The organism is Sulfitobacter sp. HI0040 (assembly GCF_001634885.1).
Taxonomy (GTDB): Bacteria; Pseudomonadota; Alphaproteobacteria; order Rhodobacterales; family Rhodobacteraceae; genus Sulfitobacter.
Map to the genome: position 1 here is coordinate 1 of NZ_LWEX01000438.1, position 415 is coordinate 415.

The 415-nt window shown below is 61.9% G+C and carries 1 pseudogene; it reads left to right on the forward strand.

The features are described from left to right. Positions 1-303: pseudogene (locus tag A3728_RS23770) on the forward strand (hypothetical protein); the annotation flags it as partial. Positions 304-415: the final 112 nt, after the last annotated feature.

Here is a 415-nt window from a genome sequence, read left to right on the forward strand (position 1 = left end):
CACTACCGCTGGGTCTGCAAACGTATTCTGGCAAACAACAAATACGCCTTTGGGCTGTCGCTGCAATCGCGGCTGTCCGGCGCTCGGGTGGCTTTCATCTACGTTTTCGGAAATTTGATCGCTTATCTCGTTCTTATATCGGGGCTCGTTCTCTTGGCGGGGCTGGCGGTGCGGCTTCTGGGCCTCGATCTGGCGGCGGATATGCTGGGAGCGATCGATGCTCCCGCTGATCCGCCATGTGGCGCGCACGACCGCGCTGCCGCAAACCCGAGGCCTTTCGTCGATCAGCCAGCGCGCGCGTGACGACTTCGCCGAAGCGGAGGGTTTTGCCGAAGCGCTCGACTTGGGGGCGGCGATATGAGCAAGGGGTTCGACGGTTTCGGCGCCTGCTATTTCGATGGCGACAGGCCGGTCC